Annotated in this window: 33 protein-coding genes and 1 riboswitch; of the genes, 1 reads left to right on the top strand and 32 read right to left on the bottom strand. The window is 64.4% G+C overall.

Annotated elements, in window-relative coordinates:
- Nucleotides 1-23 precede the first annotated feature (23 nt).
- From BUS12_RS33170 to BUS12_RS33160, 3 genes are all read right to left on the bottom strand, one after another.
- Complete coding sequence (locus tag BUS12_RS33170; protein WP_074301482.1) at nucleotides 24-1403, bottom strand: cytochrome b; 1380 nt, start codon at nucleotides 1401-1403, stop codon at nucleotides 24-26.
- Nucleotides 1404-2024 (bottom strand): ubiquinol-cytochrome c reductase iron-sulfur subunit, encoded by a 621-nt coding sequence (gene petA / locus BUS12_RS33165; protein ID WP_074301481.1) that lies wholly within the window; start codon nucleotides 2022-2024, stop codon nucleotides 1404-1406.
- Between the two features lie 218 nt (nucleotides 2025-2242).
- Complete coding sequence (locus BUS12_RS33160; RefSeq protein WP_074301480.1) at nucleotides 2243-2989, bottom strand: Nif3-like dinuclear metal center hexameric protein; 747 nt, start codon at nucleotides 2987-2989, stop codon at nucleotides 2243-2245.
- A 19-nt stretch (nucleotides 2990-3008) separates the two neighbouring features.
- Between BUS12_RS33160 and BUS12_RS33155 the strand changes: the two genes are divergently transcribed.
- Nucleotides 3009-4223 (top strand): Do family serine endopeptidase, encoded by a 1215-nt coding sequence (locus BUS12_RS33155; protein WP_074301479.1) that lies wholly within the window; start codon nucleotides 3009-3011, stop codon nucleotides 4221-4223.
- A 114-nt stretch (nucleotides 4224-4337) separates the two neighbouring features.
- Here BUS12_RS33155 and tatC read toward each other — a convergent pair whose 3' ends face one another.
- The 29 genes from tatC to BUS12_RS33010 all read right to left on the bottom strand — a co-directional run bounded on the left by tatC (nucleotide 4338) and on the right by BUS12_RS33010 (nucleotide 26503).
- Nucleotides 4338-5120, bottom strand: coding sequence for a twin-arginine translocase subunit TatC (gene tatC / locus BUS12_RS33150; protein WP_074301478.1), 783 nt, complete (start codon nucleotides 5118-5120; stop codon nucleotides 4338-4340).
- A 34-nt stretch (nucleotides 5121-5154) separates the two neighbouring features.
- Nucleotides 5155-5691 (bottom strand): Sec-independent protein translocase protein TatB, encoded by a 537-nt coding sequence (gene tatB, locus BUS12_RS33145; RefSeq protein ID WP_074301477.1) that lies wholly within the window; start codon nucleotides 5689-5691, stop codon nucleotides 5155-5157.
- A 38-nt stretch (nucleotides 5692-5729) separates the two neighbouring features.
- Entirely contained in the window at nucleotides 5730-5969 is a 240-nt protein-coding gene (tatA, locus tag BUS12_RS33140; RefSeq protein WP_074301476.1) for a Sec-independent protein translocase subunit TatA, read from the bottom strand.
- 270 nt (nucleotides 5970-6239) lie between these two features.
- Nucleotides 6240-6605, bottom strand: a complete 366-nt coding sequence (locus BUS12_RS33135; RefSeq protein WP_074301475.1) for a histidine triad nucleotide-binding protein — start codon at nucleotides 6603-6605, stop codon at nucleotides 6240-6242.
- A gap of 42 nt (nucleotides 6606-6647) precedes the next feature.
- A complete protein-coding gene (locus BUS12_RS33130) occupies nucleotides 6648-7055 on the bottom strand; it encodes a DUF4870 family protein (RefSeq protein ID WP_074301474.1) in 408 nt (135 codons plus the stop codon).
- Nucleotides 7056-7101: 46 nt separating this feature from the next.
- Complete coding sequence (locus BUS12_RS33125; protein ID WP_074301473.1) at nucleotides 7102-7476, bottom strand: phosphoribosyl-ATP diphosphatase; 375 nt, start codon at nucleotides 7474-7476, stop codon at nucleotides 7102-7104.
- On the bottom strand, nucleotides 7473-7883 hold the full coding sequence (gene hisI, locus BUS12_RS33120; protein ID WP_171991746.1) for a phosphoribosyl-AMP cyclohydrolase: 411 nt from the start codon (nucleotides 7881-7883) through the stop codon (nucleotides 7473-7475). The genes BUS12_RS33125 and hisI overlap by 4 nt, the downstream gene beginning before the upstream one ends.
- 1 nt (nucleotide 7884) lies before the next feature.
- The gene (hisF, locus tag BUS12_RS33115) at nucleotides 7885-8658 is read right to left on the bottom strand and encodes an imidazole glycerol phosphate synthase subunit HisF (RefSeq protein ID WP_074301472.1); all 774 of its coding nucleotides are present in this window, start codon (nucleotides 8656-8658) and stop codon (nucleotides 7885-7887) included.
- A gap of 191 nt (nucleotides 8659-8849) precedes the next feature.
- Nucleotides 8850-9602, bottom strand: coding sequence for a 1-(5-phosphoribosyl)-5-[(5-phosphoribosylamino)methylideneamino]imidazole-4-carboxamide isomerase (gene hisA, locus BUS12_RS33110; RefSeq protein ID WP_074301471.1), 753 nt, complete (start codon nucleotides 9600-9602; stop codon nucleotides 8850-8852).
- A gap of 207 nt (nucleotides 9603-9809) precedes the next feature.
- Complete coding sequence (gene hisH / locus BUS12_RS33105) at nucleotides 9810-10451, bottom strand: imidazole glycerol phosphate synthase subunit HisH (protein ID WP_074301470.1); 642 nt, start codon at nucleotides 10449-10451, stop codon at nucleotides 9810-9812.
- The gene (locus BUS12_RS33100) at nucleotides 10448-11068 is read right to left on the bottom strand and encodes a MarC family protein (RefSeq protein ID WP_074301469.1); all 621 of its coding nucleotides are present in this window, start codon (nucleotides 11066-11068) and stop codon (nucleotides 10448-10450) included. Before BUS12_RS33100 ends, hisH begins: the two co-directional genes overlap by 4 nt.
- A gap of 147 nt (nucleotides 11069-11215) precedes the next feature.
- A complete protein-coding gene (gene hisB, locus BUS12_RS33095) occupies nucleotides 11216-11803 on the bottom strand; it encodes an imidazoleglycerol-phosphate dehydratase HisB (protein ID WP_074262644.1) in 588 nt (195 codons plus the stop codon).
- A gap of 95 nt (nucleotides 11804-11898) precedes the next feature.
- On the bottom strand, nucleotides 11899-12969 hold the full coding sequence (hisC, locus tag BUS12_RS33090; protein WP_074301468.1) for a histidinol-phosphate transaminase: 1071 nt from the start codon (nucleotides 12967-12969) through the stop codon (nucleotides 11899-11901).
- A gap of 112 nt (nucleotides 12970-13081) precedes the next feature.
- A complete protein-coding gene (hisD, locus tag BUS12_RS33085; protein ID WP_074301467.1) occupies nucleotides 13082-14404 on the bottom strand; it encodes a histidinol dehydrogenase in 1323 nt (440 codons plus the stop codon).
- A 96-nt stretch (nucleotides 14405-14500) separates the two neighbouring features.
- Complete coding sequence (hisG, locus tag BUS12_RS33080; protein ID WP_074301466.1) at nucleotides 14501-15199, bottom strand: ATP phosphoribosyltransferase; 699 nt, start codon at nucleotides 15197-15199, stop codon at nucleotides 14501-14503.
- A complete protein-coding gene (gene murA, locus BUS12_RS33075) occupies nucleotides 15196-16458 on the bottom strand; it encodes a UDP-N-acetylglucosamine 1-carboxyvinyltransferase (RefSeq protein WP_074301465.1) in 1263 nt (420 codons plus the stop codon). Before murA ends, hisG begins: the two co-directional genes overlap by 4 nt.
- A 111-nt stretch (nucleotides 16459-16569) precedes the next feature.
- On the bottom strand, nucleotides 16570-16809 hold the full coding sequence (locus BUS12_RS33070) for a BolA family protein (protein WP_074262648.1): 240 nt from the start codon (nucleotides 16807-16809) through the stop codon (nucleotides 16570-16572).
- A gap of 14 nt (nucleotides 16810-16823) precedes the next feature.
- Entirely contained in the window at nucleotides 16824-17588 is a 765-nt protein-coding gene (locus BUS12_RS33065) for an ABC transporter permease (RefSeq protein WP_074301464.1), read from the bottom strand.
- Nucleotides 17585-18517, bottom strand: a complete 933-nt coding sequence (locus BUS12_RS33060) for an ABC transporter ATP-binding protein (RefSeq protein ID WP_074301463.1) — start codon at nucleotides 18515-18517, stop codon at nucleotides 17585-17587. Before BUS12_RS33060 ends, BUS12_RS33065 begins: the two co-directional genes overlap by 4 nt.
- Before the next feature lie 180 nt (nucleotides 18518-18697).
- Nucleotides 18698-19003 carry an STAS domain-containing protein gene (locus tag BUS12_RS33055; protein ID WP_253190245.1) on the bottom strand — a complete coding sequence of 102 codons (306 nt, stop codon included), beginning with the start codon at nucleotides 19001-19003 and terminating at the stop codon, nucleotides 18698-18700.
- The gene (locus tag BUS12_RS33050) at nucleotides 19000-19629 is read right to left on the bottom strand and encodes an MlaC/ttg2D family ABC transporter substrate-binding protein (protein WP_074301462.1); all 630 of its coding nucleotides are present in this window, start codon (nucleotides 19627-19629) and stop codon (nucleotides 19000-19002) included. The genes BUS12_RS33055 and BUS12_RS33050 overlap by 4 nt, the downstream gene beginning before the upstream one ends.
- A 120-nt stretch (nucleotides 19630-19749) precedes the next feature.
- Nucleotides 19750-20751, bottom strand: a complete 1002-nt coding sequence (locus tag BUS12_RS33045; protein WP_074301461.1) for an MlaA family lipoprotein — start codon at nucleotides 20749-20751, stop codon at nucleotides 19750-19752.
- An 11-nt stretch (nucleotides 20752-20762) separates the two neighbouring features.
- Nucleotides 20763-21308, bottom strand: a complete 546-nt coding sequence (mlaD, locus tag BUS12_RS33040; RefSeq protein ID WP_074301832.1) for an outer membrane lipid asymmetry maintenance protein MlaD — start codon at nucleotides 21306-21308, stop codon at nucleotides 20763-20765.
- 93 nt (nucleotides 21309-21401) lie between these two features.
- Nucleotides 21402-22169 (bottom strand): lipid asymmetry maintenance ABC transporter permease subunit MlaE, encoded by a 768-nt coding sequence (gene mlaE / locus BUS12_RS33035; protein ID WP_074301460.1) that lies wholly within the window; start codon nucleotides 22167-22169, stop codon nucleotides 21402-21404.
- On the bottom strand, nucleotides 22166-22987 hold the full coding sequence (locus BUS12_RS33030; RefSeq protein WP_074301459.1) for an ABC transporter ATP-binding protein: 822 nt from the start codon (nucleotides 22985-22987) through the stop codon (nucleotides 22166-22168). The genes mlaE and BUS12_RS33030 overlap by 4 nt, the downstream gene beginning before the upstream one ends.
- A gap of 97 nt (nucleotides 22988-23084) precedes the next feature.
- On the bottom strand, nucleotides 23085-24197 hold the full coding sequence (thiE, locus tag BUS12_RS33025) for a thiamine phosphate synthase (protein ID WP_074301458.1): 1113 nt from the start codon (nucleotides 24195-24197) through the stop codon (nucleotides 23085-23087).
- Nucleotides 24194-25009: a thiazole synthase gene (locus tag BUS12_RS33020; RefSeq protein ID WP_074301457.1), complete on the bottom strand. Its 816-nt coding sequence runs from the start codon at nucleotides 25007-25009 to the stop codon at nucleotides 24194-24196. Before BUS12_RS33020 ends, thiE begins: the two co-directional genes overlap by 4 nt.
- A 75-nt stretch (nucleotides 25010-25084) precedes the next feature.
- Nucleotides 25085-25282, bottom strand: coding sequence for a sulfur carrier protein ThiS (gene thiS, locus BUS12_RS33015; protein ID WP_074301456.1), 198 nt, complete (start codon nucleotides 25280-25282; stop codon nucleotides 25085-25087).
- Between the two features lie 72 nt (nucleotides 25283-25354).
- Complete coding sequence (locus BUS12_RS33010; protein WP_074301455.1) at nucleotides 25355-26503, bottom strand: FAD-dependent oxidoreductase; 1149 nt, start codon at nucleotides 26501-26503, stop codon at nucleotides 25355-25357.
- A gap of 209 nt (nucleotides 26504-26712) precedes the next feature.
- A riboswitch (TPP riboswitch) is annotated at nucleotides 26713-26824 on the bottom strand.
- Nucleotides 26825-26926 lie beyond the last annotated feature (102 nt).

Below are 26926 nucleotides of genomic sequence, written 5' to 3'. Positions count from 1 at the left end.
CTTCATGTCTCCTTGGCCCGCGATTAGTGAGGCTTGAACCGCACCCGTTCGGGTGGCTGCTTGAAGGTGCCAAGCGGCGTCCAGAACGGCATGCCAAGGAAAAACGCGAAGTAGACCAGCGCACAGATCTGCGCGATCAGAGTCGCGGCGGGCGACGGCGGCTTGGTTCCGAGGAACGCCAACGTCAGAAAGACCAGCACGAAGATCCCGTAGAACACCTTGTGGAAGAACGGCCGGTAGCGGATCGACTTCACCGGCGAGCGGTCCAGCCACGGCAGGAAAAACAGCGAAATCACCGCGCCGCCCATCACCACCACGCCCCAGAACTTCGACTGGGTGAAGTACATCGCCAGGATCACCAGCACGGCGAGCACCGGCAAGCCCAGCTTCCACTTGCCGCGGGCCCGCACCAGCGCGAACAGCCCGAGCAGCGCGATCACGATCATCAGGACGATCTTGAACGGATCCGTGGTGGCGCGCAGCATCGCATAGAACGCGGTGAAGTACCACACCGGCGCGATTTCCGGCGGCGTCTGCAGCGGGTTGGCCGGGACGAAGTTATTCGACTCGAGGAAGTACCCGCCCATCTCCGGCGCGAAGAAAATGATCGCCGCGAAGATCAGCAGGAACACCGTGACGCCCATGAAGTCGTGCACGGAGTAGTACGGGTGGAACGGGATGCCGTCGAGCGGAATGCCGTTCGCGTCCTTCTTCGCCTTGATCTCGATGCCGTCCGGGTTGTTCGAGCCCACTTCGTGCAACGCCACCAGGTGCGCGACCACCAGCCCGATCAGCACCAGCGGAATCGCGATCACGTGAAACGCGAAAAAGCGGTTCAGCGTGACGTCCGAGACCACGTAGTCGCCGCGAATCCACAGCGACAGGTCCGGCCCGATGAAGGGAATCGCCGAGAACAGGTTCACGATCACCTGGGCGCCCCAGAACGACATCTGGCCCCACGGCAGCAGGTAGCCGAAGAAGGCCTCGGCCATCAGGCACAGGAAGATCGCGCAGCCGAAGATCCACACCAGTTCGCGCGGCTTGCGGTACGAGCCGTACATCAGCCCGCGGAACATGTGCAGATAGACCACCACGAAGAACATCGACGCGCCCGTCGAGTGCATGTAGCGGATCAGCCAGCCCCACGGCACCTCGCGCATGATGTACTCGACCGAGGCGAACGCGAGCGTCGCATCGGGCTTGTAGTTCATGGTGAGGAAGATGCCGGTGACGATCTGGTTGACCAGCACCAGCAACGCCAGCGAGCCGAAGAAATACCAGAAGTTGAAGTTTTTCGGCGCGTAGTACTCGGAGACGTGCTTCTTCCACGTCGAGGTCATCGGAAAACGGCGGTCGATCCAGCCGGCCAGCCCGGTTGTCTCCACTTCGTGTTCGATCGCCATTTACGCTTCTCCTTTCTCGTCCTTGCCGATCACGAGCTGGGTAGCCGACGTGAACATGTAGGGCGGGATGTCCAGGTTCTGCGGCGCAGGTTTGTTCTTGAAGACGCGGCCGGCCAGGTCGTAGGTCGAGCCGTGGCACGGGCACAGGAAGCCGCCGGGCCAGTCGTCCGGAAGATTGGGCTGCGCGCCTTCCTGGAAGCGCGGCGTCGGGGTACAGCCCAGATGGGTGCACACGGCGACAGTCACCAGCAGGTTCTTGTGATCCGGACGCGAGCGGAATTCGTTATTGCAGTACTCCGGCAACGGCATCGAGAAGGGATGTTCGGTATGGGGATCGGCGACTTCGTTATCGGCTTTCTGGACGTCGGCGAGCATCCGGTCGGTGCGGTTCAGGATCCAGACGGGCTTGCCGCGCCAGGCGACGGTCATCATGTCGCCGGGCTTGAGATTGCTGATATCGGCCTCGACCGGCGCGCCAGCCGCCTTGGCTTTTTCAGATGGTGCAAACGAACTAACAAAGGGTACGACAGTGGCAACGCCTCCTATGCCACCTGCTACGGTCGTCGCTATCAGCCATGTACGGCGGCCGCCGTCGACGAGCTCATCTTCTTTGTCTCGCATCACACGCCCCACTTCTGAGTTGGATTTTTCCTTCACGTCGCTTCTACCGACGCTAGTTTGCTCGAATGGAGTCGTCATTTACAAGGCCCGAATGCCAAAAACCATGCGAAGTCTTTGATATCCAAGGGTTTCCCCGCACCAATCAGAAACTTTTTAGTCGTTCCTTTTAAGTGGGCCCTGTGTATTTCGTGCGTTTTAGTTACGGTTTGGTTCGCGACTCAGACCGGATTGTGGATATCGATAAAGAGGTGTTCGATATCGAAGGATTCCGCCAGATGCGCACCGAGCGCCTGCACCCCGAAACGCTCGGTGGCATGGTGGCCGGCGGCGAGAAACGCGACGCCGCTCTCCGCCGAGGTATGCATGGTGGATTCGGAAACCTCGCCGGTGAGATAGACGTCGGCGCCGGCTTCGATCGCCGCGTCGAAATAGCCTTGCGCCGCGCCCGTGCACCATGCGACGCGCCGCAGTTCCGCGTCCGGGTCGCCGAATACGAGCGGCGTGCGGCCGAGCGTCTCCTCGACTTCGGCGGTGAAATGCGCCAGCGTGACCGGCATGGGCAGCGTGGCCATCCAGCCAATGTCGTTCTCGCCGAAGCGCGTATCGGCGATCCAGCCCATCTTCGCGCCGATCTGCGCGTTGTTGCCGAACTCGGGGTGATCGTCGAGCGGCAGATGGTAGGCGAACAGGTTCAGGTCGTTGGCGAGCAGCAGCTTCAGGCGCGCGTATTTGCGGCCGGTGATTTGCGGCGCCTCGTTGCGCCAGAAGTAGCCGTGATGGACCAGCACGGCGTCCGCGCCCCAGTCGAGCGCCGCCTCCAGGAACGCCACGGAGGCGGTCACGCCGGTCGCGAGCTTATTGACCCGGCGGCGCCCCTCGACCTGCAGGCCGTTCGGGCAGTAGTCCTTGAAGCGCGCGGTTTCAAGGACTTTGTTCAAGTACAATTCAAGTTCGATCCGATCCATATAAACCTCTAATCTTCAGATGCTTAGACGCTTTTGGCTGTTCTTTGCCCAAGCGGTGACCGTGCTGTTGGCGCTGATGTTCATCATTGCGACCCTTAAACCGCAATGGCTGCAGCGCCAGGGGCAATTCGGCAAGCAGCTCGCCGAACCGATCGTCGCACTGCGGGAGGTAGCGCCTGGCATCGGTAGCGGTCCCGCACAGGCTTCCTATGCCGATGCCGCGCAGAAGGCATCACCCGCGGTCGTCAACGTGTTCTCGAGCAAAGACGGGTCGTTGCCGCCCGACCCTCGGGCGAAAGACCCGCTGTTTCGTTACTTCTTCGGCAACAAGAACAACAGCAAACAGCAGGAACAGCCGGCCGCGAATCTCGGCTCGGGTGTCATAGTGAGTTCGGAAGGTTACATTCTAACGAACCAGCACGTCGTCGACGGCGCGGATCAGATCGAAATCGCGCTCGCCGACGGCCGCACGACCACCGCCAAGGTGATCGGCGTCGATCCGGAGACGGATCTGGCGGTACTCAAGGTCAACCTCACCAACCTGCCTACGATCACGCTCGGCCGCATGGACCAGACGCGCGTCGGCGACGTGGTGCTGGCGATCGGCAACCCGTTCGGCGTCGGCCAGACGGTCACCATGGGGATTGTCAGCGCGCTCGGCCGCAATCACCTTGGCATAAATACCTTCGAAAACTTCATTCAGACCGACGCGGCCATCAACCCGGGGAACTCGGGCGGCGCGCTGGTGGACGTGAACGGCAACCTGCTCGGCATCAACACCGCGATCTATTCGCGCTCGGGCGGCTCGCTCGGCATCGGCTTTGCGATTCCGGTGTCGACGGCGCGCAGCGTACTGGAGAGCATCATCACCACCGGCTCGGTGACGCGCGGCTGGATCGGCGTGGAGCCGCAGGACGTGACGCCGGAGATTGCTGAGTCGTTCGGGCTCGAGCAGAAGTCGGGGGCGATCGTCGCCGGGGTGCTGAAGAACGGCCCGGCCGACCGCGCCGGCATCAAGCCAGGCGATATTCTGGTCAGCGTGGACGGCCAGGACATCACGGATACCACGCGTCTGCTGAACCTCATCGCGCAGATCAAGCCGGGTTCCAACGCGAAGATCCATCTGGTGCGCAAGAACCACGAGATGGATCTGGATGTGATGATCGGCAAGCGTCCACCGCCGCCGAAACAGCCCACCGACGACAGCGACGACCAGAACGACGACGGCGGTTAAGCCCGGTTGAGCCGAGCTCAGGCCGCGCCCAGATCCCACCCAAATAAAAAGGGCAGTCCAATCACGGACTGCCCTTTTTGCATCACCCTTGTCCCGGCCTTTGCGTCATCCCCCTCAACTCGGCGCATGCTCCTCTTCGTCGGCCACTTCCTTCTGCTTGCCGACAATCAGCCGCGCCGCGATGATCCCCGCCTCGTACAACACGATCAGCGGCACCGCGAGAATCAACTGGGAAAACACGTCAGGCGGGGTCACGACCGCGGACACGACGAACGCCCCGACGACCACATACGGCCGGATCTGACGCAGCTTCTTGACCGTCAGAATGCCCATCCGGACCAGTAGCACGACGACTATCGGGACTTCGAAGGTCACCCCGAACGCAATGAACATGGTCAGGACGAAACTGAGATAGTTGTCGATATCCGTGTTCATCGCCGCGCCAAGCGGCGCGTTGTAGTGCGCCATCACGCGGAAGATGGTGGGAAACACCACGAAGTACGCGAACGCCATGCCGCACAGGAACAGGATGTAGCTGCTGCCCACTAGCGGCACGACCAGCTTCTTTTCATGCTGGTACAGGCCCGGCGCGACAAACGCCCAGATCTGGTACAGCACGATAGGCAGCGCGATGACGAAGGCCACCATCATGGTCACCTTCATCGGCACGAAGAAGGAGCCGGTGACGTCGGTGACGATCAGCTTGCCGTCCTTCGGCAGATTCATCATCAAGGGCCGCGCGAGCAGCTTGAAGATGTCCGGCGCCCAGTAGACGAGCCCGAGAAACACCACGATGACGGCAATGCCGGCGCGCATGATACGGTCGCGCAGTTCGACGAGATGCGAGATGAAGGTCTCTTCGTTACCTTCAGTCTGGGTTTGCTGGGGGTCGCTCACACCGGCCCTCGGTAGGAGATTGTCGCTAGGGTCATCAGAAGAAGCGCGTCGGCCGGCGCAGGCTCACCGGCGTATGACGCGCCACGCGCGCTGCGCCCGACTGCACGCGCGTCCGGCGGGCAGTGGCACGCTTGTACCACGTTGGCATGGCGGTCTGCTTGACGCGCCAGTTCTTGCGCCTGGGCGCGGCGGCAGCCGTGCTGCGCCAGGACGTCGAACTGGACATGAGGCCGCTATCCGCGGCGCCTTCCAGCGCCCCGCCGGCAATGCTGGGGCTCACGGACGAACCCGAACCCCACGCCTCGTTCAGCTCGGTTTCGTGCTTGCGCAGATTGTCGTGGACGGTGTTTTCGACGTTGCTCGCCGCCGTTTCGAACTCGGTCTTCATGCGACGCAATTCGTCGAGTTCGATTTCACGCGTGACTTCGGCCTTCACGTCGTTGATATAGCGCTGCGCGCGACCGAACAGCGCCCCCGCCGTGCGGGCGACGCGCGGCAGCCGCTCCGGCCCGAGTACGACCAGCGCGACGACGCCGATCAGCGCCATCTTGGTTAGACCGAGGTCCAGCATGAGGTGGGGTTCCCGTCAGTACGCGGATGGACCGCGGCTTAGCGGTAGTCGCTCGAGCGCGGCGTCTTTTCTTTGGCGTCGACGTCCACCGTGTCGGTGCGGGGCAGCTCGCGCTGTTGCGCGTCGCCGGCCGGTGTCTCCGCTTCTTTCATGCCTTCCTTGAAGCCCTTCACTGCGCCGCCCAGGTCAGTACCGATATTGCGCAGCTTCTTCGTGCCGAACACGAGTGCCACGATCAGCAAAACGATCAGCCAGTGCCAAATACTCAACGAACCCATGACTACTCTCCTTAACCCCGACATCGCGTTTGCACGCGTCGAACATCTGCGCCTTACGGCCCGAATCGAAGCGCGTACGCCTCATCTATACGTTGCCGCCGCTGCTTCGGATTCCCCCAGCGGCTCTGCGCACGATTGTGGTCAGGCAATCGCGACGGCGTCATTACATCTCAAGAGAAAAACGCCTTCGCTCCGCCGTCCGCCATCATACGCAGTTCAATACGCCTGTAGAACGCGATCGAACCGTCTGCGTTCGCGGCGCCCCGGCGCTTACCCCATCCGTTGCCACGGACGCGGTCCCGCCAGAATATGCGCATGCAGGTGGTACACCTCCTGACCGCCGCCCGGCCCGGTGTTAATCACCGTGCGAAAGCCGGTCTCGCCGCCGGTGTAGGCCACGCCGAGCTGCTCGGCCAGACGCGCCACCAATACGAGCATTCTACCAAGCAGCGGTGCATCGCCTTCGCTGCAGTTCGACAGCGTTTCGATGTGCTTGCGCGGAATCACCAGCACATGCGTCTCGGCTGCCGGACGGATGTCGCGAAAGGCGACGAACTCGTCGTCCTCATGGACCTTGGTAGACGGAATCTCGCCCGAGGCGATCTTGCAGAAAAGGCAATTTGAGTCGTGGCTCATGTGTGTCCTGAAGCGCAAACGGGCGGGCGGCGGAACCAGACGTCAGAACCACGCCCGCGGATTCAGCAGCGGCTTGTTGTCGTACAGATACAGCCAGCCCTTGATGATACGGTACAACATCCAGATCCCGACAGCCCACAGGATCGGAATTCCGATCACGACGAAAAACAGCAGGCCGCCGATCAGATAGCCGAGCATGCACCACCAGAACGTGCGCATCTGCCACTGGAAATGCGCCTCGTAGGGCGTGCCCACCACGTCGGGCCGCTTCACATAATTGACGATGATGGCGACCAGCACCGAGATGCCGCCCGTCAGCCAATAGACCGCGTAGAGGGCGTACAGCACATGCGTCAGGGTGCGCGCGCTACGCTCGCGGTCGGATTCGACGGCATTGCGGTAGGACGGCGGCGGCGGGGGTGGCGGATAAGCACCTTGCGACTGTTCCATGTTTGCGTCCTCCTTCCTGTTGGCGTTCGGTTGAACTCAGTTGACGTCAGTCGCCTTGCTGCTCGCGCTCGCGGCTCTTGCGCAGCGCTTTCTCTTCGATCCCCGACATGCCTTCGCGGCGTTCGAGCTCGGCGAGCACATCGGCCGGGCTCAGATCGAAGTGCGACAGCATCACGAGGCAATGGAACCAGAGATCGGCCACTTCGCCGACCAGCGCGGTGGGCGCGCCGCCCTGGCGCACGTCCTTGGCGGCGAGCACGACCTCAGTCGCTTCTTCGCCGATCTTCTTCAAGACCGCGTCGTCGCCCTTGTGGAACAGGCGCGATACATACGACACGTCCGGATCGCCGCCCTTGCGGCCGTCGATCACTGCGGCGAGGCGCAGCAGGGTGTCGTTCGTCGATTGCGAGTTTTGCGTCATTTGTAGATGTGTTCGGGGTCTTTCAGGACGGGCTCGACAGCGACCCAGTCGCCGTCGTCGACCGTCCCTTCGAATTTCTGGAAAAAGCACGAATGGCGGCCGGTATGGCAGGCAATGCCCGATACCTGCTCGACCTTCAGCAGCACGACGTCTTCGTCGCAATCGAGCCGCACTTCATGCACGTGCTGCACGTGGCCGGACTCTTCGCCCTTGAACCACAGACGCTGACGCGAGCGCGAGAAATACACCGCGCGGCCGGTCTCGACCGTCTTGGCGAGCGCCTCGCGGTTCATCCACGCGAACATCAGCACGTCGTTGCTCGAGGCTTCCTGCGCGATCACCGGCACGAGGCCGTTCGCGTCCCACTTCACCTTGTCGAGCCAATCTACTGCCGTAGGGTTCACCACGTCACAACCTCACCGAAATGCCTTGTTCGGCCATGAAGCGCTTGGCCTCGCCGACCGTGTGTTCGCCGTAGTGGAAAATGCTGGCGGCCAGCACGGCGTCCGCGTGACCGTCCTTGATGCCGTCTGCCAGATGCTGCAGCGAGCCGACGCCGCCCGAGGCGATCACCGGAATCGACACGGCGTCCGACACGGCGCGCGTAAGCGCCAGGTCGAAGCCGCTCTTGGTGCCGTCGCGGTCCATGCTGGTGAGCAGGATTTCGCCGGCGCCGAGTTCGGCCATCTTGCACGCCCATTCGACCGCTTCCAGCCCGGTCGCCTTGCGCCCGCCATGCGTGAAGACTTCCCAGCGCGGCGTTTCGCCGTCGGCGGAGACGCGCTTGGCGTCGATCGCGACCACGATGCACTGCGAGCCGTATTTATCCGTGGCGTCGCGCACCAGTTGTGGGTTCGCGACCGCCGACGAGTTCATGCTGATCTTGTCCGCGCCCGCGTTCAACAGGCGCCGCACGTCTTCGACCGCGCGCACGCCGCCGCCGACCGTCAGCGGAATGAATACCTGCGACGCCACCGCTTCGATGATCGGCAGGATCAGGTCGCGCTGGTCGGAGGTGGCGGTGATGTCGAGGAAGGTGAGTTCGTCGGCGCCCTGCTCGTCGTAGCGACGGGCAATTTCGACCGGGTCGCCGGCATCGCGCAGTTCGACGAAGTTGACGCCTTTGACCACACGGCCAGCCGTGACGTCGAGACAGGGGATGATGCGTTTAGCTAGAGCCATGATCGTGCAAATTCTTGCCAATACCGCTGATGAGGCCGCTCATACCGGAGCGGCGCAATGCCGGCGCGCGTTGCCGTGCCGGGCTGGCCTGGGTTGGCCTTCGCTTGCCTCGACGGCCGGCGCTGCCTTGCAGCGTAGGGTCGCCGCAGTCCAGAGCGACCAGGCATCCGCACCCGCGGCGCCGAAACGCGTCAGGCGTCGTCCGACTCGCGCAGCTTGTCGGCGAGCGTCTGGGCCGCCGCAAAGTCGAGGTCGCCCGAATAGATGGCGCGACCGCAGATCACGCCTTCGATGCCTTCGACTTCGACTTCGCACAGCGCTTCGATGTCGGCGAGGTTCGACAGGCCGCCGCTCGCGATCACCGGAATCTTCACCGCGCGCGCGAGGCGCACCGTCGCTTCGATGTTGATCCCCTGCAGCATGCCGTCGCGGCCGATGTCGGTGTAGATGATCGACTCGCAGCCGTAGTCCTCGAACTTGCGCGCGAGGTCGGCGACTTCGTGGCCGGTCAGCTTGCTCCAGCCGTCCGTGGCCACCTTGCCGTCTTTCGCGTCCAGCCCGACGATGATATGGCCGCCGAACGCCGTGCAGGCGTCCTGCAGAAAGCCCGGGTTCTTCACCGCCGCCGTGCCGATGATCACGTACGACAGACCGTCGTCCAGATACCGCTCGATGGTGTTCAGGTCGCGGATGCCGCCGCCCAGCTGGACGGGAATCTCGCCACCGACTTCCTCGATGATCGCGCGGATCGCGTCTTCGTTCTTCGGCTTACCGGCAAATGCTCCATTGAGGTCGACGAGGTGCAGGCGCCGGGCACCGCGGTCGACCCAGTGTCGGGCCATCGCCGCCGGTTCCTCGGAAAAAATCGTCGCCTGGTCCATGTCGCCCTGTTTGAGGCGTACACACTGACCATCTTTCAGGTCGATGGCGGGAATCAGCAGCATAGCAATCGGGTCTAGTCAGGGAAGAAGGTTTAAAGTCGGGCGGCGCCGAAAAGCCGGATGAGGCTGCTCGCGCGCCGTTTCGCTAGTTTAGTACAACTCTTTCAGGAGCCCGGCGCACGTGCATCGGGCACAAAGACGCAGCGCCGCACGCCGCCACGGTACGAATCAGGCGGCTCACGGTACAACGAAAGATGGGACGGCAGGCGCTCACGGGTTCCAGTGCACGAAGTTTCGATACACGCGCAGACCCGCTTCAGCGCTCTTTTCCGGGTGGAATTGGGTTGCGAAGATGTTATCCCGCGCCACCGCCGAGGTAAAGGGCACGCCGTACACAGTCTCGCCCGAGGTGTGCGCCGCATTGTCCGGCTGCACGTAGTAGCTATGCACGAAGTAGAAGAAGCTGCCGTCCGCGACGCCGTCCCACAGCGGGTGCGGCAGGGTCTGGCGGACGCGGTTCCAGCCCATCTGCGGCACCTTGAAGCGCGAACCGTCGTCCTGCAGCTGGCCTTCCAGGTCGAAGCGCAGCACCTTGCCGGGCAACAGGCCGAGCCCTGGCGTGCCGCCCTCGGCGCTCCAGTCGAACAGCATCTGCTCGCCCACGCACACGCCCATCAGCGGCTTGCTGCGCGACGCTTCGACGACCGCCTCCTGCAGGCCCGATTCGGCGAGGCTGCGCATGCAGTCGGGCATCGCGCCCTGGCCGGGCAGCACGACGCGATCGGCCGCGCGAATCGCTTCCGGCCGGTCGACGATCGCCACCTCCGCTTCCGGCGCGGCCTTTCTCAATGCCTGGGCGACCGAACGCAGGTTGCCCATTCCGTAATCCACAATCGCAATCGAAGTTTTCATTTCAAGTTAGGCAGTAACGCCTTCAGACCGTCGACGATGAATTCCACCGCCAGCGCCGACAACATCAAACCCATGAGCCGCGTGCCGATATTGATGCCCGTTTGCCCCACCCAGCGGGCGATCGGTTCAGCAAGCCGCAGCGAAAAAAAGCAGATCGCCGCCAGCACCGCGCCGATAACGATAAGACTAATCCGGTCGTACCAATGCGGCGAGTGGGCCGCATAGATGATCACCGTGCTGATGGCGCCCGGCCCCGTCAGCAGCGGGATCGCGAGCGGCACCACGGCGACGTTATCCTTCTGCTCGGCCTCGTGACGCTCTTCCGGCGTCGAACGGCTGTTGCCGATCTGCGCATTCAGCATATTGATCGCCATCAGCAACATGATGATGCCGCCGCCCACCTGCAGCGAGCCCACCGAGATGCCGAAAAAGCCGATGATCTGCTGCCCGAGCAGCGTCGTCACCGCAATCACGAAGAACACTGAGATCGCAGCAATCCGGATGGTCCGGCGCCGCTCGCCGTCCGACTGCTGGGCCGTGAGGCTCATGAAGAACGGAATCGCGCCCACCGGGTTGATCAACGCCAGCAGCGAGATAAACGACTTGAGGATATCCATCGCAAGCCAAGCCCACGCAAGGCGCGCGCCCGGTCCGGTTAGTCCTGCTTGCTCACTCGCCTGATTGCAAGAAAACGCCGGGCAGCCCCAGGTTTTCTTGCCCGCCCCCTCGGGGGGCCTGGCGCGAAGCGACAGGTTTGGGGGCCCTTATAAGCTACCTTTGGTCGACGGAATCTGCCCTGCCGCACGATCGTCCAGTTCGACGGCCATGCGCAGCGCCCGTCCGAACGCCTTGAACACCGTTTCCATCTGGTGATGGGCATTCAGGCCGCGCAGGTTGTCGATATGGAGCGTCACGCCGGCGTGGTTCACAAAGCCGCGGAAAAATTCGATGGAGAGATCGACGTCGAACGTACCGATGCGCGCGCGCGTGAACGGCACGTGAAATTCGAGGCCCGGGCGGCCGGAAAAATCGATCACCACGCGCGACAGCGCTTCATCCAGCGGCACGTAAGAATGACCGTAGCGACGGATGCCCTTCTTGTCGCCGACGGCCTTCGCGACCGCCTGCCCCAGCGTGATGCCGACGTCTTCGACCGTATGGTGGTCGTCGATATGCGTGTCGCCATGCGCCTCGATGTCGAGATCGATCAACCCATGCCGCGCGATCTGGTCGAGCATGTGGTCGAGGAACGGCACACCGGTGGCGAGCTTTTGCTTGCCGGTGCCGTCCAGATTGATCTTGATACGGATCTGCGTTTCGCTAGTGTCGCGAACGACTTCCGCCTGGCGCATGGTAATTCCTCGAATCTGACTATGAAAGATGGGGGTTTGGGGGGAACGCCGGATGCCGCGCCCGCTACGCGGTGCGCGGTGCAACGGCACGCCGTTTAATGCAGCACGAGTTTCAGTGCGGCCAGCAGTTGCGCGTTTTCTTCAGGGGAACCCACCGTCAGACGCACGCAATTCGCCAGCAATGGGTGCATTTTACTCACGTTTTTGATCAAAACCCGCGCGGTAAGCAGCGTTTCGAACATAACGGATGCGTCAGGCACCCGCACCAGCAGGAAGTTGCCGGCGCTCGGGAACACCTGCGCGCCCGGCAACTGGCCGACGGCCTGAGCCAGCTTTGTACGTTCCTCACGCAATTGCGCGGCCTGCGCGTCGAGCACGTCGAGGTGATCGAGCAGGAAATCGGCCGTGGCCTGCGTCAGCACATTGATGTTGTAGGGCGGGCGCACCTTGTCGAACTCGGTCAGCCAGGCCGCGCGTCCGGCCAGATAGCCGAGGCGAATGCCGGCGAGGCCGAGCTTCGAGACCGTGCGCATGACGACCACGTTGTCGAACGCGTCGGCGCGCGGCAGCCAGCTTTGCTGCGCGAACGGCTGGTACGCCTCGTCGATCACCACCAGGCTCTTGTCCGCGGCTGCGATGATGCGCTCCATGTCGGCGGCGTCGTACAGCGTGCCGGTCGGATTGTTCGGATACGCCAGGTAGACGATGGCCGGCTGATGCTCGGCGATGGCGGCGAGCATGGCTTCGACGTCGAGCGTGAAATCGGCCTTGAGCGGCACGCCGACGAATTCCAGATTCGCCAGTTTGGCCGACAGCTGATACATCACGAAGCCCGGCACCGGCGCGAGCACCTTGGCGCCCGGCTGGGCACAGGCCATCGACACCATGCTGATGATCTCGTCCGAGCCGTTGCCCAGCAGCACTTCGCAGTTGGCCGGCACGCCCATCGCGCGTTTGATTTTCTCGAGCAGCGCTTCCGGGCGCGGCGCCGGATAGCGGTTCAGCGCGACGCCGGCGAGACGCTCGCCGAGTTGCGCCGCGAGCGGCGCCGGCAAGGGGAACGGGTTTTCCATCGCGTCGAGCTTCACGAAGCCTGTCGCGTCCGGAACGGGATAACTCGTCATCGCGAGCACGTCGCGGCGAATGATGTCTTGAGGTGTCGTCATGGATGGGCGGACTGTTCCGTACAACGGACCAGTCATGCAGGGGCGGCGCGAGAGCCGCCCCGGTTGGTCAAGGTCGGTGAGGCGCCGGCTGGATGACACCAGCCTGGCGCGCTCAGCCGTTCTGCTTCATCCGGTATTCGGCGCTGCGGGCATGCGCCGGCAGTCCTTCGCCATACGCGAGTTCCGCGGCGATCTCACCGAGCGTCTGCGCACCTTCCGCGCTGACTTCGATCACGCTCGAGCGCTTGAAGAAATCATAGACGCCAAGCGGCGAGGAAAACCGTGCGGTACGCGACGTAGGCAGCACGTGATTCGGGCCCGCGCAGTAGTCGCCGAGGCTTTCGCTGGTGTAGCGGCCAAGGAAGATCGCGCCCGCATGGCGGATCAGCTTGCCCCATTGATGCGGCTCGAGCGCGGAAATCTCGAGGTGTTCCGGGGCGATGTCGTTGGCGATCGCGCAGGCTTCGGCCATGTCGCGCACCTTGATCAGCGCGCCGCGCCCTTCCAGCGAGGCGCGGATCACGTCCTGGCGCGGCATGGTGGGCAGCAGCTCGTTGATCGCGTCATGCACGCGGGCAATGAAGGCGTCGTCCGGGCACAGCAGGATGGATTGCGCGAGCTCGTCGTGCTCGGCCTGCGAGAACAGGTCCATGGCGACCCAGCGCGGATCGGTGGTGCCGTCGCACAGCACCAGGATTTCTGAAGGACCGGCGATCATGTCGATGCCCACCGTGCCGAACACGCGGCGCTTGGCCGACGCGACATACGCATTGCCCGGGCCGCAGATCTTGTCGACCGCGGGCACGGTAGCGGTGCCGTAAGCCAGCGCGCCGACGGCCTGCGCACCGCCAATGGTGAACACGCGGTCCACGCCGCCCAGCAGCGCCGCCGCCAGCACCAGCGGATTCTTCACGCCGTCCGGCGTGGGCACGACCATGACGATTTCGCGCACGCCGGCCACCCGCGCCGGGATCGCGTTCATCAACACCGACGACGGATACGCGGCCTTGCCGCCCGGCACGTAGATGCCGGCGCGGTCCAACGGCGTGACCTTCTGGCCCAGCACGGTGCCGTCGGATTCGGTGTACTGCCAGCTATGGCTGCCGCATTCGATCTTCTGCTTCTCGTGATACCCGCGCACACGGCCGGCGGCGGCTTCGAGCGCGGCCCGGCGGCGCGGATCGAGCCCTTCGAGAGCCGCTTCGAGTTCCGACATCGGCAATTCGAGCGAGGCGACGCTCGGCGCCGTAAGACGGTCGAAGCGGTTGGTGTACTCGAGCACGGCGGCATCGCCGCGCGCCTTCACGTCGGCCAGAATCTGCGCGACCGACTGCTCGATCGCTTCATCCTCGCTCGCCTCGAACGCGAGCACCGCGTGCAACGCCTTCTGGAATTCGGGAGCGCTGGAGTCGAGTTTGCGAATCTTGATAGACATGCTGGTATCCGTTTCGGTAAGGCGCGCCCGATGCTCCTTCAACTTGCATCAGGCAACATCAGGCGGCATCGGGCCGCATCAGGCATCGTCAGGCGCTTAGGCCACCGCATCGGCGCGCCGCGACGCGCGTTCGAACGCGTCGAGGAACGGCCGCAGCGCGGCACGCTTGAGCTTGAGTGCGGCCTGGTTCACGACGAGGCGCGACGAGATCTGCATGATCTCTTCCACCTCGACAAGATTATTGGCGCGCAACGTGCCGCCCGAGCTGACCAGGTCGACGATCGCATCGGCAAGGCCCACCAGAGGCGCGAGTTCCATCGAACCGTACAGCTTGATCAGGTCGACGTGCACACCCTTCGCGGCAAAATGCTGGCGCGCGGTTTCCACATATTTGGTGGCGACGCGCAGCCGCGCCCCCTGGCGCACCGCGTTCTCGTAATCGAAGCCCGCCGCCACGGCGACCGACATCCGGCACCGCGCGATGTCGAGGTCGACCGGCTGATACAGGCCGCTGCCGCCATGCTCGAGCAAGACGTCCTTGCCCGCCACGCCGAAGTCGGCCGCGCCGTATTCGACGTAGGTCGGCACATCGGTGGCGCGCACGATGATCACGCGCAGGTTCGCGTCGGTGGTCGGCAAGATCAGCTTGCGCGAGGTTTCCGGGTCTTCGGCCACCTGCACGCCGGCCGCCTCGAGCAGCGGCAAGGTCTCTTCGAAGATACGTCCTTTCGACAGCGCCAACGTGAGCGGTGCGCTCACCGCCGTCGAGGACGAGGTTTGCGGCAGCGCGCTCATGCCTGGCTCCCCGCAATGCGGCGCACCTTCGCGCCGACCGCCGTCAGCTTCGACTCCATGCGGTCGTAGCCACGGTCCAGGTGATAGATGCGGTCGATCAGCGTCTCGCCGTCGGCACACAGACCGGCGATCACGAGGCTTGCCGAGGCGCGCAGGTCGGTGGCCATGACCTTGGCGCCCGACAGCTTGTCGACGCCGTTCACGAGCGCCGTGTTGCCGTCGATCGTAATGTTGGCGCCGAGGCGGTTCAGTTCCTGGACGTGCATGAAACGGTTTTCGAAGATCGTCTCGACCACCTGGGCCGTACCGTTGGCGATCGTGTTGAGCGCCATGAACTGCGCCTGCATGTCGGTCGGGAACGCCGGGTACTCGGAGGTGCGCACGCTCACCGCCTGCGGACGCCGGTCCATGCGCACGCGCATCCAGTCGTCGCCTTCCTCGATCGTCACGCCGGCTTCGCGCAGCTTTTCCGTCACGGCTTCCAGGATCAGCGGACGCACCTTGCGCAAGATCACATCGCCACCGGCGGCCGCGACCGCGCACAGGAACGTGCCCGCTTCGATACGGTCGGGAATTACCGTGTGCTTCGCGCCGTGCAGCTTGTCGACGCCCTGGATCACGAGACGGTCGGTGCCGATGCCGTCGATCTGCGCACCCATTTCGACGAGCAGGTGCGCGAGATCGCCCACTTCCGGCTCGCGCGCGGCGTTTTCGATCACGGTCTCGCCTTCGGCCAGCACGGCTGCCATCAGCAGATTCTCGGTGCCGGTGACGGTGATCATGTCGGTCACGATGCGCGCACCCTTCAGGCGCTTCGCGCGGGCTTCAATAAAGCCGTGCTCGATGGTGATCTCCGCGCCCATCGCCTGCAGGCCCTTGATGTGCTGGTCGACCGGCCGTGCGCCGATGGCGCAGCCGCCCGGCAGCGACACCTTCGCCTCGCCGAAGCGTGCGAGCAGCGGCCCGAGCACGAGGATCGAGGCACGCATGGTCTTCACCAGCTCATACGGTGCAACGAGGTTGTCGACCTTCGACGCATCGAGCAACACGCGACCCGCGCTGGATTCGGTGCGCACACCCATCTGGTTGAGCAGCTTGAGCGTGGTGCGCACGTCCTGCAGGTCAGGCACGTTCTCGAGATGAACCGGCTCCGCGCTCAGCAAGCCGGCGCACAGGATCGGCAAGGCGGCGTTCTTCGCCCCCGACACGACGATCTCACCGGCCAGCCGCTGGCCGCCTTCAATGACGAGTTTGTCCATACCTGTCAGTTCCTGATCGATCCGGCTCTGCACCGGAGCTGCATTGCTTTCTGCGGCGGCGCCACTACCGGCCTCGCGCCTGTCTTGTGTAATTCGCACTAACGTTCCAGATTACGCGTTTTGCCATTCGGCGGGCGTCAGCGTCTTCATGCTGAGCGCGTGGATTTCTTCGCGCATGCGGTCGCCGAGCGCCGCATACACGAGTTGATGACGCTGAATCAGCCGCTTGCCTTCGAAGCTCGGAGACACGATGGTCGCAAAGAAATGCTGACCGTCGCCTTCGACTTCCAGATGCTCGCAGGCGAGTCCAACCGCGATGTATTGCTTGACCTGTTCAGGAGTCGGCAACATGGGAAAGCTCCTCGTCAGTGGCGCAGTTTGTAGCCGGAGGCGAGCATGCGCATCGCCGCCACGGCCAGCACCACGAAGAAACCGGCGACGATGGCCAGGCTCACGAGCGGATCGATATCCGAGACCCCGAAGAAACCGTAGCGAAAGCCGTCGATCATGTAGAAAAAGGGATTCAGCCGCGACACTTCGCGCCACACCGGCGGCAGCGTATGCGTCGAGTAGAACACGCCCGACAGGAACGTGAGCGGCATGATCAGAAAATTCTGGAACGCGGCGAGCTGATCGAACTTCTCGGCCCAGATGCCGGCGATCAGACCGAGCGTGCCGAGAATCCCCGCGCCCAGCACGGCAAAGGCAATGATGATCAAGGGCGCGCTGAAACTGAGCGGCACGAACCAGATTGTCACGATAAACACGCCGAAGCCGACCGCCAGACCCCGCACCACCGAAGCCAGCACATACGCGCAGTACATCTCATAGTGGGACAGCGGCGGCAGTAGCACGAACACCAGGTTGCCGGTGATTTTCGACTGGATTAGCGACGACGAGCTATTGGCGAACGCGTTCTGCAACACGCTCATCATTACCAGCCCCGGAATCAGGAAGCTCGTGTACTCGACGCCCGGATAGACCTGCACGTGACCGCGCAGCGCGTGGCCGAAAATCGTCAGATACAGCAGCGCCGTGATCACCGGCGCGAGGACCGTCTGGAACGCAACCTTCCAGAAACGCAGAATTTCCTTGTAAAACAGCGTGCGAAATCCACTAAAACCGCTCATGCAAGCCCCTCGATCACTTCCGGACCGTTCATCACCTGAACGAAAACGTCTTCGAGGTCGGCCTTGCGCACCTCGACTTCTTCCAGCTTGCAACCGGCGCTGCGGCACTGCGCGAGAATCCGCTCGACCTCGTCGTAGCTCGCGAGACGCAGCAGATGCTGCCGGCTATGGCCGTTGCCCGCGCCGGACTCGACTTCGAGCGGCCGCAATTCGGCCGGCAGCACGCCCTCGGTAAAGCGCAGGAACAGTTGCATGCCGGCAAAGCGTTGCAGCAGCGTGCTGGTGCGCTCGAGCGCGACCACTTCGCCGCGCCGCAACATCGCAATCCGGTCGCACAGCGATTCCGCTTCTTCCAGATAGTGCGTGGTCAGCACGATCGTGTGGCCTTCGCGATTCAGGCGCGAGATGAACTTCCACAAGGTTTGACGCAGCTCCACGTCGACGCCAGCGGTGGGCTCGTCGAGCACGATCACCGGCGGCCGGTGCACCAGCGCCTGCGCGACCAGCACGCGGCGCTTCATCCCGCCCGACAGCGCGCGCATGTTGGCGTCGGCCTTTTCGGTGAGATCGAGGTTGGCCATCACCTCGTCGATCCACGCGTCGTTGTTGCGCAGGCCGTAGTAGCCGGACTGGATGCGCAAGGTCTCGCGCACCGTGAAGAACGGGTCGAACACGAGTTCCTGCGGCACGACGCCCAGCGCCCGGCGCGCGTCGCGGAAATCAGTGACGACGTCGTGGCCGCGCACCGCGATGCTGCCTTCATCGGCGCGCGCGAGACCGGCGAGTATGCTGATAAGCGTCGTTTTGCCCGCGCCGTTCGGACCGAGCAGTCCGAAAAACTCGCCTTCTTCCACCGTGAGGCTGACGCCCTTGAGCGCCTGAAGATCTTTGTAGCGCTTCTTGACGTTACGAATTTCTATGGCTGGCATGACTGTGCGCCGCTTTGGATCACGGCGCCTGATAGGTGCGCAAAGTGCTGGAGGGGACGAAATTGGGGCTCGTTTCAAGTACAACCCGAGCCGCAAAAAACGTTTGATTATAGGGCAAAGTCGGGAGTCCCGACCTGGCCCGGGGGATTGGGAGGCGACGCCGGAAGCGTCAGTAGAGCGTCAATGTCGCGAGGAGAGGAGGACGTCGACGCCGTAGGCGTGCGCCAGGCTGGCGAGGCCAGCCGGCAGATTGACGATGTCGAGCGCGGCGCCGCGTGCCTGGGCGGCACGCTGCCACGCAATCAGCACGGCGAGCGCCGACGAATCGAACTGCGCGAGCGGCGCGCAATCGACACCGGTCGCGCCCGCCGCGATACGCTGTAGCCCCGCCGCGAGCGCGGTTTTGGCGCTCGCGTGGGTCAGCGTCGTACCGGTTTCGAAACGGCCCGCTACGGAGCGGACCTCGGCGTTCACCGCTGTGCTCACGACTGCTTGCCTGCGGCGAGTTGCTGGTTACGCTGCGTGAGGAACTGGATCAGCCCATCCACGCCGTGCTGCTGGATCTGCTCGTTGAACTGTTGCTGATACGCCTGGATCAGCCATGCGCCGAGCACGTTGATGTCATACACGCGCCAGCCTTGCGCCGTCTTGTACAGACGGTAGTCCAGTTCCACCGGCGAACCGTTGTTCATGACCACCGAGCGCACCACCGTGTCGGTGTCGTCCGGGTTCATGCGGAACGGCTTGTACTGGATCTGCTGGTCCTTGACCTGCGCCAGCGCGCCCGAATACGTGCGGATCAGCAGCATCTTGAACTGCTCGACCACCGCGTTTTGCTGGTCGGGCGTCGCGGCGCGCCAGTTGCGGCCCATCGCCAGTTGCGTCGTGCGGCGGAAGTCCGTGTACGGCAGGATTTTCTCGTTGACGAGCTGGGTGATGTGGGAAATATCGCCCTGCTGGATCGACTTGTCGTTACGGACCGCGTCGACCACCTGCTGGGTGACCGTCTTGATCAGGGCGTCGGGCGCGCTGCTATCCACCGCTTGCGCGAACGCCGTGCCACCGAACGAAAAGAACGCAGCAAAAACCGAAATGAGGAAGAATTTTTTCATATTGAGCCTGACAGAATGAAATAGTGCAGCGCAAACCTTGGAACCGACAATAGCACGCGAGTTCATCCGCGATCCACGCGCAAACTGCGAGAGTCGTTTCCAGGTGTTACGACTGCCCCCTCAACGCAATTTGAACGATGGGAAATCAAGCCGCGGCGGGACGATCTGGTCGGCCGGCACCTGATCGTTCTCCGGACCGCCGTTCATATCCAGCGGCGGCGACGTCGACACACCGGAGGCAGGCGCCGCAGCGGCGGCGGTGGCGCCCGACGCGCTTTGCGGAGCCGCTGCGCTCGCCGGCGCAGAAGCCGCACCCGGAGCAGAGGCCGCCGTTGCAGGCGCTGCGGCAGCCGGCGCCGCAGCGCTGCCATCCACATCGTCGTACTTGGGCAGCGGTGCATTGTCGCCGTAATCCGGCAACGACGCGTTGCCGCCGCCCTTGCCTTGCGACAGCAGATAGTTGCGGCGCTGCAGATAGGCGTTACGCACGAACGAGTATTTGTCGAGCGCCGCGCCTTCCAGCACGTCGCTCGCGCCCAGCAGGTTGGCCCGCGTGTTGACGATGTTCACGCCGTACAGCGCCCAGCTCAGGCCATCCGGATGAATGTACGACAGCGGATTGACATAGTAAGCGCCAATCGAGCCCACCGCGTCGCGCACCGTGCTCGGCCCGAACAGCGGCAGCACGAGGTACGGACCCGCCGGCACGCCATAGTGGCCGAGAGTGAGGCCGAGGTCGTTGTCGTGCTTGGGCAGCTTCGCGAGCGTGGCCACGTCGAACAGGCCGCCCACGCCGAAGGTGGTGTTGATGACGATCCGCATGATGTCTTCGACGCCATCGGTAATCTTCAATTGCAGCAGGTTGTTCGCCGCAACGTAGACGTCGCCGATATTCGAGAAGAAGTTCGTCACGCTGTCGCGTATCGGCTGCGGCGTGATGTACACGTAGCCTTTGGCGACCGGCTTCAACGCGTACTGGTCGACCTTGTCGTTGAACTTGAAGACGGTGCGGTTCAACCCTTCCAAGGGGTCACCTTTGGTGGGGGTCTGGACGGTCGCACAGCCGGCCAGCATCGCCGCGCCGAACGCGAGCGCCGTGAAACGGACGCGCATGGTCTGCATTCTTGTTCTCCTTATTGACCCGACGCGCCCGAGGCGGGCACGGCCGGTGCCGGTGCCGCCGGCGCGGGGGCCGCAGCGGACGCGCCCGACTTGGCGGCACCCGAATCTGCCGCCTTGCTATAGAGGAATTGGCCGATCAGGTTTTCGAGCACGATGGCCGACTGCGTCATCGAGATCGTGTCGCCTGCTTTCAGCATTTCGCTATCGCCGCCCGGTTCCAGACCGATGTACTGCTCACCGAGCAGGCCCGAGGTCAGGATCTTGGCGGAGGTGTCCTTCGGAAACGGGTATTGCTTGTCCAGATCGATCGTCACCACGGCCTGGTACGAATTGCTGTCGAAACCGATCGAATCGACCCGGCCGACCGTCACGCCCGCGCTCTTCACCGGCGCGCGCGCCTTCAGGCCTCCGATATTGTCGAACTTCAGTTTGACCGGATAGGTTGCCTGAAACGACAAGGAGCTCATGTTGCCGGCCTTCAGCGCCAGGAACAGCAGCGCCACGAAACCCAGCACCACAAACAGGCCGACCCAGAAGTCGAGAGCAGTCTTTTTCATCGTCATCCCAAAGAGAATCCGTCGCGCCGGCCACCCCTTCCGCGCGGCGCAGGCAAGTCAATGCCCGCGGCGGAAGGCGCGTCGCGCGGTTTTTTAGCTGAACATCAATGCGGTCAGCAGGAAATCGAGGCCGAGCACGGCCAGCGAGCCGTACACCACCGTCTTGGTCGTCGCCCGTGAAACACCTTCCGGGGTCGGTTTGGCTTCGTAGCCCTGGAAGAGCGCGATGAACGTCACCGCAAAGCCGAACACGATACTCTTGATCACCCCGTTGCCGACGTCAGCCCACACGTCGACGCCGCCCTGCATCTGCGACCAGAACGAGCCGGCATCCACGCCGATCATCAGAACGCCCACGACATAGCCGCCGCCGATCCCGACCGCGCTGAAAATCGCCGCGAGGATCGGCATGGAGATGATGCCCGCCCACAGGCGCGGCGCGACCACGATCTTGATCGGGTCGACCGCCATCATTTCCATGGCTGTCAGTTGCTCGCCGGCCTTCATCAGACCGATTTCAGCGGTAAGCGAGGTGCCGGCGCGGCCCGCGAACAGCAGCGCGGTGACGACCGGCCCGAGCTCGCGCACGAGCGACAGCGCCACCAGCAGCCCGAGCGCCTGCTCGGAACCGTAGCGGTTCAGCGTGTTGTAGCCCTGCAGCCCGAGCACGAAGCCGACGAACAGCCCCGACACCGCGATGATCACGAGCGAATAATTACCCACGAAGTGGATCTGCTTCGTGACAAGACGCGGACGGCGCAGCAACGGGAAGAATTCGAGCACCAGGCGGAAGAAGAGCCGCGTGGCATAGCCGGCGGTTTCAAGGCCGCCGATGACCGAACGTCCGATCGAACTGATCATGCCTGTCCCCCGCCGATGCCGAAGTCTGCCGCAAGCGGCGTGTTGCTGGGATAGTGGAACTTGAACGGACCGTCCGGCGCGCCGTCGATGAACTGGCGCACGGTGGGATCGGTCGAGGCCCGCAACTGGGCAGGTGTGCCTTCGGCGTGCACACCGCCGTTGGCGAGGAAATAGACGTAGTCGGCGATCGCGAACGACTCCGGCACGTCGTGCGTCACCAGAATCGAGGTGGCGCCGAGCGCCTGATTCAGCGCGCGGATCAGGTTGGCGGTGATGCCGAGCGAAATGGGATCGAGACCGGCGAACGGTTCGTCGTACATCATCAGTTCGGGGTCGAGCGCGATGGCCCGGGCGAGCGCCACCCGGCGCGCCATGCCGCCGGAAATCTCCGCCGGGGACAGGTCGCGCGCGCCACGCAGGCCGACCGCGTTGAGCTTCATCAACACCAGGTCGCGGATCAGTTCTTCGGGCAGATCGGTGTGCTCGCGTAGCGTAAAAGCCACATTTTCGAACACCGACATGTCGGTAAACAGGGCGCCGAACTGGAACAGCATGCCCATCTTGCGGCGCAGGGCGTACAGGCCGTCGCGCGTCTGCGCGCCGATGTCCTGCCCCTGGAACAGGATCTGGCCGCGCTGGGCGCGCACGAGGCCGCCGATCAGCCGCAGCACGGTGGTCTTGCCGCACCCCGAGCCGCCCATGACCGCGACGACCTGGCCGCGCTGGAAGCGCAGATTCAGGTTCGACAGGACGAGCCGGTCGCCGTAACCGAAGTCGACGTCGCGAAGCTCGAGAAGGGTCTCGGAGGAGGAGGGCACGAAGCTGACGATCCTTTTACACAGAAGGCCGAATTATAGGGCCATCATGCGAATGATGCCGTGACGCGCCCCGTCCCCGTAGACAGGGACGCCGCGATTATGGCGTAAACCCTCGCTGCATCGCAGAAATGGCGTCGGCCGGATCGGCGGCCTCGGTGACGGCACGCACGACGGCGGCACAGCCGACGCCCGTCGCCAGCACCTGCGGCAGCACCTGCTGGTCGATGCCGCCGATCGCCACCAGCGGCACGACGCCGTCGAGCAGGCGCACGTAGCGGGCGAGACGCGCGAGTCCTTGCGGCGCCGTGGGCATCACCTTGGTGGTGGTCGGGAACACCGCGCCGAGCGCGACGTAGCTGGGCCGGAAGTGCAGCGCGGTGAGGATCTCATAGTAGCCGTGCGTGGACAGACCGAGCCGCACACCGGCCGCGGCGAGCTTCGCGAGGTCGGCCTTGTGCAGGTCTTCCTGGCCGAGGTGGACGCCGTATGCGCCGGCTTCGAGCGCCAGTTGCCAATGGTCGTTGATGAACACCTGGGCGTCGTGCGCGCGGCCTGCGGCGACGCAGCGGGCGATCTCCCGCGCCAGTTCGCCCGGGGCGGCCGTCTTGCGACGCAGTTGAACCGTCTTCACGCCCAACCCAACCACCCGCTCGACCCATTCGGCGGTCGGCAGCACCGGGTACAGCCCGAGGCGTTCGGGGCAGCGCGCGAACGCCTGCTGCGGCGCTGCCGGCAAGCCCGTCACCTGCGGAAAACGTGCCAGGTCCGAGGGCCAGGCATCAGCGCCGCGTGTTTCGTCGCCGTCGCGCCAGGCGAGCGCCAGCACCAGCGCGTCGTGCGGCGCAAAGCCACAATCGAGAAACGCGGCAAGCGCGGGGATCCAGTCTTCGGCCAGATGGCCTTCCAGCGAATAGCGCTCGCCGCCCAGATGCAGCGTCGCACGGCCTGCAGCCGCGACGATCACGCCCGCGCCCTGCACCTGCCAGCGCGCCACCGGTTCGCCGTGCTGCTGGGCGTCGGCGACGATGATCAGATCGCCGCCGTTGGCGTCGTCCGGCGCGGTCAGGCAGATGCGCCACGGCGCGTGGGTCGGCGGCCAGTCGCCCAGCCGCGCGCGGATGCGCTCGGCGGCTTCGGTCAGCTCGTCGGCGGGCGGCCAGAACAGGTCGCGGCCGCCGAGCGGCGAAGTCTGCGTCGAGGTCGCGTTCATGCTGCGCTCCCGTCCTGATGCCAGAACGGCATGCCGACCACCGGCGTGCTCGCGTGGGCGGTTTCACGTTCGGCCATCGGCCCCGCGAGATAGGCCTCGCGGCCCGCTTCGACGCCCAGCGCGAAGGCACGGGCCATCGCCTCGGGGTGAGTCGCCTGCGACACCGCGGTGTTCAGCAGCACGCCGTCGAAGCCCCATTCCATCACCTGCGCCGCATGCGACGGCACGCCCAGTCCCGCGTCGACGATCAGCGGCACGTCCGGCAGCCGCTCGCGCAGCACCCGCAGGCCGTACGGATTGATCACGCCCTTGCCGGTGCCGATCGGCGCACCCCACGGCATCAGCGCCTCGCAGCCGGCGTCGAGCAGGCGCCGGCCGATCACCAGATCTTCAGTACAGTACGGCAGCACCTTGAAGCCGTCCTTCACCAGCCGAGCGGCCGCTTCGATCAGGCCGACCGGGTCGGGTTGCAGCGTGTAGTCGTCGCCGATCAGTTCGAGCTTGATCCAGTCGGTCTCGAAGACTTCGCGCGCCATATGGGCGGTCGTGACCGCCTCACCGACGCTCTGGCAGCCAGCCGTGTTCGGCAGCACCGGCACGCCGTGGCGTTTGAGCAGGTCGAAAAAGCCGGCTTCGGCGCCGCCGTCGTTCATCTGGCGGCGCAGCGCGACCGTGATCATGCCGGGCTTCGCGGCATCGATCGAGTCGGACAGCGACTGCAGCGACGGATAGCGCGAGGTGCCGAGCAGCACCCGGCTCGCAAAGGTTTGGCCGTACAGCGTGAGGGCGTCGGCGGGAGTGGGAGCAGTCATCTGAAAATCCTTGTCTCTGGCAATGCGCGGGCCCTGGCCGCAGGCGACCACGTTTGGCCCGCAGGCGAGCGCCGTTTAGCCGCCGGCGACGGGTTGCACGACGTCGAGCTTGTCGCCCGCCTGCAGCGCGCGCGCGGTGTGCTGGGTGCGGGCAACAAAATCGCCGTTCAGCGCGACGGCGAACGGCGGACGCGCGCCGAAGGCAACCAGCGCATCGGCGACGGTCGCCCCGTCGGGGAGCGACAACGGCTTCTGATTGATATGAATGTCCATGGTGTTCAGATACGGTTCAATCGATCACGCAGGTGATGGGCACGACGGCCGATGCAGCCATCTTCGCAACGCTCATGCCGGCACCTGCGCGCAATTCTGTGGGTCGAGCCGGGCGAGCTGAAACAGCTCGCTCCAGCGGGCATCGCGCCGCCAGCCGGCGAAGGCGTCGGCGTCGCCGATGCGTCCTTCGAGCAGCGCGGCGGCAAAGCGGGCGGCTTCGTCCGCGACTTCCGGCACGATCATGTAGCCATGCCGGTACAGGCCGTTCACGCGCAAGGTCTGCGCGCCATCCCACACCAGCGCCGGACGGTGGTCCGGCAAGGTCGGGCGGCACTGCGAGTTCAATTCGAGAATGCGCGCCTCGCCGAAGCCCGGATGCACCGAGAACGCCGCGCTCAGCAATTCCAGCGCGGAGCGCACGCTGACCGGCGACATGTCTTCGCCTTCCACTTCGGTGGCGCCGATCACGTAGAGATCGTCCTGCTTCGGCGCGATATACAGCGGGTAGCGCGGATGCAGCAGGCGCACCGGACGCGTGAGGCCGATACCGGGCGCATGCACGCGGGCAACTTCACCGCGGATGCCGCGCAAGGTGGGCAACACCGCCTTGGCGCCGAGTCCGCGGCAATCGATCGTCACGCGGGCCGGCGGCAGGGCGTGATCGGCGACCGGCGTATTCCAGTGCGTCTCGACACCGCGTTCGGCCAGACCCGCGGCAAGCGCGCTGAGCACCTGGCGATTGTCGAGCTGCCCTTCGTGCGGCAACAGCCAGCCTTGCGTGAAACGGCCGGCGAGCGCGGGCTCGGTCGCCCCGAGCTGGGCGCCCGCCAGCGCGACAAAGCCGCCCTCGAGCAGATCCGCCGGCGCATTTGAGCGCACGCGGCGCTCGAACAACGGCGCTTCGGTGCGATCGGCGTGATGCCAGACGACCAGCGTGCCATTGCGTTGAAAGAATACCGGTTCGGGCAATTCGGCCAGCACGCTCGGCCAGGTGTCGAGCGAGGCGGCGCCGAGGCGCGTGATCAGCAATTCGGCGCTGGCCGCTTCGGCGAGCGGGGCGAGCATCGCCGCCGCCACCCACGCTGCAGCCCGCGAGCCGGCGGCATCGCCGCGCTCGTACAGGGCGACGCGGTGCCCCGCGCCGGCGAGCCGCCATGCAACCAGCCGGCCGCACAGACCACCGCCGATGACGGCGAAATCCGCCTGGGCGTGCGTGCTCATCGCCGTCCCGCCGGCATGCGCAGAGCGGTTTGCGCCATGAGGGGACAAACGAGGCAATAAACTGAAGATTGAGCGGTCATCGTATCCTTTCCGTACGGCAACAGGCGCACGTACCCAAGGACGAAACCGGCTTGCGAGGCCGGCCGGGCAAAAGGCGCATCCAGTGACGGACGCCGCCCGGCGGGGAATGGAAGAAAAGCTGGAAGAAACGCTGACTTCCGGAAACTTCCCGCGCCGGTATTACCCGGATCGGGTGCAAAGGGTCTCTCTCAGCCTCGCCGCGGCGTGTGGCCCGCGCGCAAAGCACCCCTGTTTCGTCGAGAGTCATTAGACCATAAAAGGCGCGCGGGCCGCAAACCGGCGCGGCTGTGCGGCAGCCGCCACCGTCGATTGGTGCAGCCGCGCGCGGCCCTCTGGCACAAT

The sequence above is a fragment of the Paraburkholderia phenazinium genome (genome assembly GCF_900142845.1).
GTDB lineage: Bacteria > Pseudomonadota > Gammaproteobacteria > Burkholderiales > Burkholderiaceae > Paraburkholderia > Paraburkholderia phenazinium_A.
Note: the sequence above shows the minus strand (reverse complement) of the source record. Positions and strands in the feature narration are given on the sequence as shown.